Below are 7237 nucleotides of genomic sequence, written 5' to 3' on the forward strand. Positions count from 1 at the left end.
GCCTTGACCTGCCCGGGTTCCTGGACCTGGTCCTGGCACGGTACGGGGACGAGGGAATGGACCACATCGACCTGATCCCCTTCCTGATCGAGTTGAACAAGGGCGTGCGGCAGGACGAAAAAGAAGCGTACGAGACTGTCTTCGACCTCCACGCACCAGAAGAACGGCAGGGCGTGATCGAGAAGGCCCTGGTCTCTGCTGCGGCCGAGAAGAAGGCCGGGATCGACACGATCCGGGTCAGGTCCAGGCCCGAGATCCGGGTGCCGCTCACCGATGAGAGAGACGTGTACGTCTCGTACCTTGACTTTATGGGAGAACGACAGAATGAAGTTTGACGAAGAAAATCTCGGGGTCGCCCTTGAGATCTTCTCTTCCATCCTGAAGAACGGGTCGGTCACACGCACTGACCACCCCCGCGAATTTTTACGGTACGACCAGGAGGTCGAGGTGAGGGAGGCGCTGGAAGTCTGTGCAAGAAAGCAGGGACTGGTCCTGTGCAGGTACCACGATGCCTTCTATCTCAGCCCCGGCATAAACAACCCGGTCTTCGGCCTCTCGAACACCGAGATCAAGCAGGCCCTGGGGATCGGGTTCAACAACCCCGAGATGTACACGGCATTTTTTATCATGCACGTCCTCATCGCCGAGTTTTACCGGGACTCCACCCGCGAACCCTACCTGGAGAAAGTGTACACCAACCGTCTCCTTGAGGTGGTCGAGACGAAGATGAAGGCAATGGAAGGGCTCGAAGACCTGGAGAAGACCAGCGAAGGCCACCAGTTCAACTTCAAAGTGATCGCCGAGACCTGGAACAAACTCCCCCCGGTCGAATTCAGGCCAGACGATCCCGACGAGATCAAACAGCGCGGTATCGGTTCAAAGAACGCCCTGGTCAACAGCACCATCGCCTTTATGGAGAAAAACCAGCTTGTCAGGGAGAACGACGGGGCGGTCTACCTCACCCCGCGGTGCAAGGCGATCATTGCCGGGACATACAGCACCGAGGAGGTCCAGGCCAACGTGCGGGCCTTCATCGAGGGGCTTGGCGAGGCCGGGGAGGAAGACGATGCCTAAACTCAGAGAGATCAGAGTCGTGAACGCCCAGTTCGACGACGGGAGGGGCATATACGAGGACTTTACGATGCCCTTCTATGGCCGGAACGCCACCTATGAACTGAGGAACGGCGGAGGGAAGTCGGTCCTGCTGATGCTCATGCTCCAGTGCGTCCTCCCCAACACCTCGCTGGATCCAAACCACCCGTTCAAGGATATGTTCCGCGGCGGCGATCAGAACCGCACCACGCACGTCCTTGCCGAGTGGGAACTGGAAGAGGGCATTGCAGAGAAAAAATATCTCCTGACAGGTTTTTGTGCGAAGAGGAGGTCGGACCAGGACGAGGGAGAAAAAAACGACGGGATCAAGTACTTCTCCTATATCCACCTCTACGACGGGCCAAACGACCTCGACCTCGAACACATCCCCCTTTGCCGGAGGGAGAAAGATGAGTTCGTGGTCAGGGACTATGCCGACACCCTGAAAATGCTCAGGGAAAAGGCAAGGGCAGGCTACGACATCTGGGCCACTGAAACCAGAAAGGAGTACCTGGAAAAGATCAGGACCTACTGTCTTCTCGAACCCGAATGGGAGTTCATCAAACAGATCAACAGGCAGGAAAATTTCCTGAAGTCGTATTTCCGGGATTTCAGGTCCTCACGGACGCTTGTGGAAAAACTCCTGATAAAAACGATCGAGAGGTGCCTCCAGCATAAACAATCGCTCCGGACCGGAGAAGAGACAGACGGATCAAACGAGAAATATCTTGCTGACGCCCTCTATCAGTGCCAGGAAGAACTCAAAAGGTTGCAGGAGGAGCAGAAATGCCTGCACGACTATGAACGCCTCCTGGACGGGATCACCGCCCTGCAGGAGACAAACCAGGAGGTGATCGGGTCGTTCCAGGCATTCGAGGAGTCGAAAGAGAGGGCCGCATCGCAGTACGCCGCACACCGGGACGCACTCGCCCGCAAGGAGGAGGAGATCCGTGACCTCACGGAGAGGGCCGCCGGGAAAGAGGCGGCACTCCACTCCATAGAAACCGAGATCGAGAGGACCGGGCTCATCGTGCAGAACGTCCGTGTCAATCTCCTCGGGCAGGACCTTGAAAAGGCCGGAGAGGAGAAGACGCACCTCGAAGAGGCGGTGGCGGCACAGGAACACAAGGTGAAATGTGCACGGGCGGTGAACAAATATCTCCGGTACAGGGAGGCGCTTGCAGAGATCAGGAAATACGAGGAGGACATCGAGAATACAACACGCGGTCACCAGGAGGTCTTCACCCGGCTCCAGAGACTGGGTAAGACGCTCCTCGCCCATTCTCTGCGGGAGAAGCAGAGGGTCGCCGACGACCTCCGGAGAGGAGAGGAGGAGGAGGAAGCCCTCAGAGAGGCGAACACAAAACTGACCGAGGCCCTCGGCACCATCAAGGAGAAGATCGAGGGGAACAGACGCGAAATTTCTAATGTAGAGCGGCAGATCGCGGGACTGGACGAGGAGGAGGCAGACCTCCGCCAGAAACATAACCTATGCCCCCGCGTCGATGCAGGGCTCTCTGACCATGTCCCCACTCTCATCGAGGCGACGGAGAGGCGTATCACACGCGAAAATGAGGCCTGTGCTCTTCTCTCTGCAGAGATCGAAAAAAGAGCGATGCGGCTCGCAAGAAACGAGGCGTCAGGAGAGGGACTGAGAGAGCAGATTGCTCTAAGGAACCGGGACATCGAGCGGGTGAAGAGGGAGGTGGAGGCCTGTACTGCCGAAGAGCAGGCGGCACACCAGATCGCCAGCCTCTACGGGATGGACGAGGTCGAGACCTGCCGTGCACATCTCACCGACCGTATCAATGAACTGCAGGAATCTCTGAGAGACCTGAAAGATCGTCGCGCTTTTCTGGAGAAGGAGCTGGAGGGTGTACTGCACTACGGCGTCGCCCTGAACAGGGACACTCTGGACGCCCTCGACACCCTGCGCGAGAAATATGCGGAGGTCATGAGCGGTGCCGGGTACCTGAAAGGTCTCTCCGGCGAAGAAAGAAAGGAGACTCTGGCCAACGCTCCCTGGCTTTCAAAGGCCATCCTCCTCCTCCCCGGGGACTACGAGGCAGTTGTCCGCAGTCCCTCCGTCCTCCCGGCCCGTGTCCAGGACGCATCGGTCATCATCACCAGTTATGGTCATCTCAGGGATAAGAGGCCCCTCACCCTCGGCGACGTCTATATCCCGTCCAGACCGCAGGAACACACTCTCCGCCTTCTCGACAGTGACCGCGAGGCAGAACGCCTCAGGAAGGAGATCGACGGCATCAACGATGAGATTGGTCGGATCGGGGAGGATCTGAAGGGCGCCGGGAAAGACGAAGAGACCCTCGCTAAATTTATCCACAAGTTCTCTGCAGGATACCGGGAAGAGAAAGAGACCGAGATCCGGGGATATGCGAATGCACGGGATGAAAAGATCGCCAGGCATGCCGCCGTGCAGAAAGAGATCGAGGACGACAAAAACGCCCTTCCTGATCTGCAGGCACGCCTGGAGAAAAAAAGAGACGAGGTCGACCTGTTCGAGAGAAAACGTCTCCTGCTTGTAAAAATCCAGGAGATATCAGGGAAGAAGAAAGAGGCCTCCAGCAGTCTGCAGCAGAAAATCCAGTACGGGAAGGAGTGCGAGGCGGCACGGCAGCAGACCGAGGCCCACATCGCCCAAGGCACACTCGACCTGAAGAACAAAGAGCAGGCGAACAGACAGGTGCAGGCCTATCTCCGGACGGTGACGGGGGCATGTGCGGAGTACCGGGCCTATGAGAAGGATGAGGTCGACCTTCTCCCTGACACCGACGTCTCACGACTCACGGCCGACTACCAGGCCGCAAAGGATGCGGTCGACGGGGTCAACACAAATATCGGCCATGTCCGGGAAATGATCGCCAGAGACAGACGTGAGGCCGAGAGTGCACTGGCCGACATCAGGAATGCACAGGTCTCCATCGCCGAGATCGAAGCCCGTGACCCCCAGGAACCCGTCCCTGACGAGGCCATCGAGGTGCTGAAAGGTGGGGTGCAGGCCCTCCTCGGTCCCCTGAAGAAGGCAACGGAAAGGTATGAGGCCGTAGAGAGAGACTGCCGCTTCGCGTCCCACGTCCTGGAGAAAGCGGAGGATGTCTTCAACAGCCACGCCCCTGAGCCCTATCTCCGGGACCCGGCCCTCCTCGACGCCTCCCCCTTTGAAGCGGACCTGGAGAGGCTGGAGGACGCACGTGTGCGTACCCGTGACGAGATCGCGGCCCTGCACAGTGCACGCACGGAGGCTGAGGACGAACGGAGGGACCTGGAGAGCCAGTGTCAGGGCTATGAGGTGCTCGACGGCGTCTACCATTTTTCGGGGATGACGCCTCGTCCGGCCGGAGACCTGGTCCCTTCTGCTTCTCTCCAGAAGGAACTTGCTTCAAACAATGCCCGGGTTACAAAAAGCAGGAAAAAACTTGAGGCCAGAAAAGAGGAGGTCATCGGAGACCTCGGCGGGGTCACCGTCGCAGTCGAGTTCGTAAACGAGATCAGGACAAAACTCGGGGCGGCAGAGAACCTGGACGGGGCCTGCGCCACCCGCCAGAGTCTTGACGGGTCTGCCGAGATGATCAGGTCGAAGATCGCCATAACCAGGGAAATGGTCGACGGTCTGCGCAACGTCGAGACAAAGATTGTCGCTCAGGCCCTCGGTATAGCGATCCAGTACAGGGACCACCTGAAGAGGTTCCCGGCGGCCTCGAAGATCGAGATCGAGGGGCGGATGTATGAGATGGTGCATATCAACTTCGAGACGTGCGAGTACTCCAGCGAGGTGGCGGAGGGGAGGATGCACCAGTACATCCAGAACCTCACCCGCCAGATCCAGGCCGGGGAGATCGGGCGGGAAGACCTGGAAAAGGCGCTCATGCCCGACCAGATGGTGGGCCAGGTGCTGGACATGGAGCAGATCGCCGTCAAGATACGCAAGATCGACATTGCCTCTCACCCTCTCCAGGAGTGGGAGAAGATCAAGGCCTCCGAGGGTCAGGAGAATACGATGTATATCATCTTCCTCGTGGTCATCATCTCCGCGATCCGGAGTATCGTCGTCGACCGGTATGATATGAAGACCGCAAAGGTGCTCATCGTCGACAATCCCTTCGGGTCGACAGGAGCACACTATCTCTGGGAGAAGATCGGGTCGGTCCTTGAGCGCAACAATGTCCAGATCATCTGCTCCGGGCATAATATCGGTGTCGATGTCCGGGTGTTCTTCCCGGTCAGCCATATCCTCACGGAGGAGAGGTCGGCGTCGGGGAGGACCAGGATCAGTACCAGGTTCACGGTGGCGGGGAAGGAACTGGACCGGCTTGAGCGGCAGAAGTGGGGAGATATCAGGGGTTGGCTCTGAGCGGGGGAAGAAAAACGAGTATGAAATCCCCTCAGCACCGACGGTAGAGATAGTCGTAACCTGCGATCGTCAGCGTCCGGTCAAGAGGGAGTTCGTCCTGACAGAGATGGCCGGGGCAGCGCGTGACGACGTCATGGAGCCATGCCGCACGTCTGGCTCCGCTCCCGCTCCCTGCACCGGGCGACGTTACATGGACGCAGCGAACGTCCGTGTCGCGTGCGTGATCCCAGAACGCCTCAAACACCTGTTGATAGGGATAGGCAGGTTTTGAGTCAGGCAGCAGGCTCCAGATATGTGTTATCGCATGGCCCTCGACGTATTCCTCAAGTTTTTCTGCAAGGCCATTCTCCTGCCAGTACCTCCACACCGGCAGACCACCGTGGAGTTTCTCGCCCATCATGAGGTCGTAGGTCTTCAGGGGCTCGTTCAGATCGACCAGGCCGTATAATGCCGACACGATGAACAGATGAAGAGATGGATGATCCCCGCGGGCGATGGCGCGGAGTACATCATGCGTCTTCCGATAAAAGTGTCCGTCATAGAGTCCGACGGCCTGGACCGGGGTCCCCGCCTCGTTGAGAATGCCGTCGAGATTTTCCTTTCTCCCCGCGATCTCTGCCGTCTCCCTGATCCGGGACAGCAGGCCGGACCGTGAAGATCCCAGGTCAAAAGGGGGTCTGTGGCCCGGCCCTCTCGACGGAGTTACTCTCTTGACCTTGCAGCAGGGGATGAGGATGAGTGCGTCGTCCATGATCTCTATGTTGGGAGGGAGGACAATCATTTTTTCCCCTGCTGGCCCGTGAAATGCGGCGAACAGCGGGGTACGGGAACATATTCACGCACCAGAAGCACACCTCATCCCCCACCATGACCGAGAGCACATATCTCAGTTCCTCGTGGTGCGGCCTCCGGTGGTCGGCGTGGGTCCCCTTCGACGAGTTCTCCGATCAAAAGGCCGCCCTCCCGCCCGGACCCGGCGTGTACCGCGTCAGGCCGGTCGACGGCGACTACCTCATGTACATCGGCCAGACCGGCCGGACACTCGGGCAGCGCCTCTCCGAACTCTCGAAATACCGGAAGACACCCGAATTGATGCCGTACAACGACCCGCACACCGCGGCCCCCTCCCTGTGGGCCTGGCGGGATGCGACCGGGATGGACTTTGAGTGTGCGGGTGCCCCGCTCCCCGCGACGGAGGACGCCCGCACCCGCGAGACGGTGGAGAGTTATCTTCTCTGGCAGTACCGCTGTGAACACGGGTCTTCAACGCTCTGCAACTTCGGGCGGTTCCACCCGAACTACCTGAAGTCGAAGGACCTGTCGAGCCGGAAGAGGGGCGGGCGTCTGCCCGAGGGCCGCACCAACCCTGCCGGGGGGCAGAGCCTGCCACCCCTCCGTTCTGCCGGTTTACCGTGCTCGGCCGACTGGATGGGGCTGCACTGGACCGAGCCCCGGGCCCTGCACGGGTCGCCCGACGCTCCGCACGGGCCGGGCCTGTACCGGATCATGAGCATGGGGGCTGACGATGTGGTCTATATCGGGCAGTCGGCGAACCTGAAAGCACGGCTGTCCACCCATGCACAGAAGGACTGGGGCGGGATCGAGGCGGCGTATTCGTATGTTGCCTGCCCCGCGGCTATCCTCCCTCACCAGTTGAAGGAGTGGGAGAACGACCTCATCGCCGGGTACTATTGGGAGATGAAGCGGGCGCCGGTGTACCAGTTCGCCAACCGGTGAGGGGGATGGCTCACCACCGCGGCGACGGTTTCCCTC

5 protein-coding genes are annotated in these 7237 nt (G+C 59.4%); 4 read left to right on the plus strand and 1 reads right to left on the minus strand.

Going from position 1 to position 7237, the window contains the following annotated elements:
• The 3 genes from Q0520_RS09140 to Q0520_RS09150 form a co-directional block, all read left to right on the plus strand.
• Positions 1-335: hypothetical protein (locus Q0520_RS09140; protein ID WP_298669170.1), on the plus strand; the 335-nt coding region annotated here is incomplete at its 5' end.
• Positions 325-1074, plus strand: a complete 750-nt coding sequence (locus tag Q0520_RS09145) for a DUF6063 family protein (RefSeq protein WP_298669173.1) — start codon at positions 325-327, stop codon at positions 1072-1074. The genes Q0520_RS09140 and Q0520_RS09145, both read left to right, overlap by 11 nt.
• On the plus strand, positions 1067-5464 hold the full coding sequence (locus tag Q0520_RS09150; protein WP_298669176.1) for a hypothetical protein: 4398 nt from the start codon (positions 1067-1069) through the stop codon (positions 5462-5464). The genes Q0520_RS09145 and Q0520_RS09150 overlap by 8 nt, the downstream gene beginning before the upstream one ends.
• A gap of 31 nt (positions 5465-5495) precedes the next feature.
• Here the strand turns inward: Q0520_RS09150 and yaaA are convergent, their stop codons facing one another.
• Positions 5496-6245 carry a peroxide stress protein YaaA gene (gene yaaA, locus Q0520_RS09155; RefSeq protein ID WP_298669178.1) on the minus strand — a complete coding sequence of 250 codons (750 nt, stop codon included), beginning with the start codon at positions 6243-6245 and terminating at the stop codon, positions 5496-5498.
• Positions 6246-6331: 86 nt separating this feature from the next.
• Between yaaA and Q0520_RS09160 the strand changes: the two genes are divergently transcribed.
• On the plus strand, positions 6332-7201 hold the full coding sequence (locus tag Q0520_RS09160) for a hypothetical protein (RefSeq protein WP_298669181.1): 870 nt from the start codon (positions 6332-6334) through the stop codon (positions 7199-7201).
• Positions 7202-7237 lie beyond the last annotated feature (36 nt).

Source organism: uncultured Methanofollis sp. (assembly GCF_937919355.1).
Lineage (GTDB): Archaea > Halobacteriota > Methanomicrobia > Methanomicrobiales > Methanofollaceae > Methanofollis.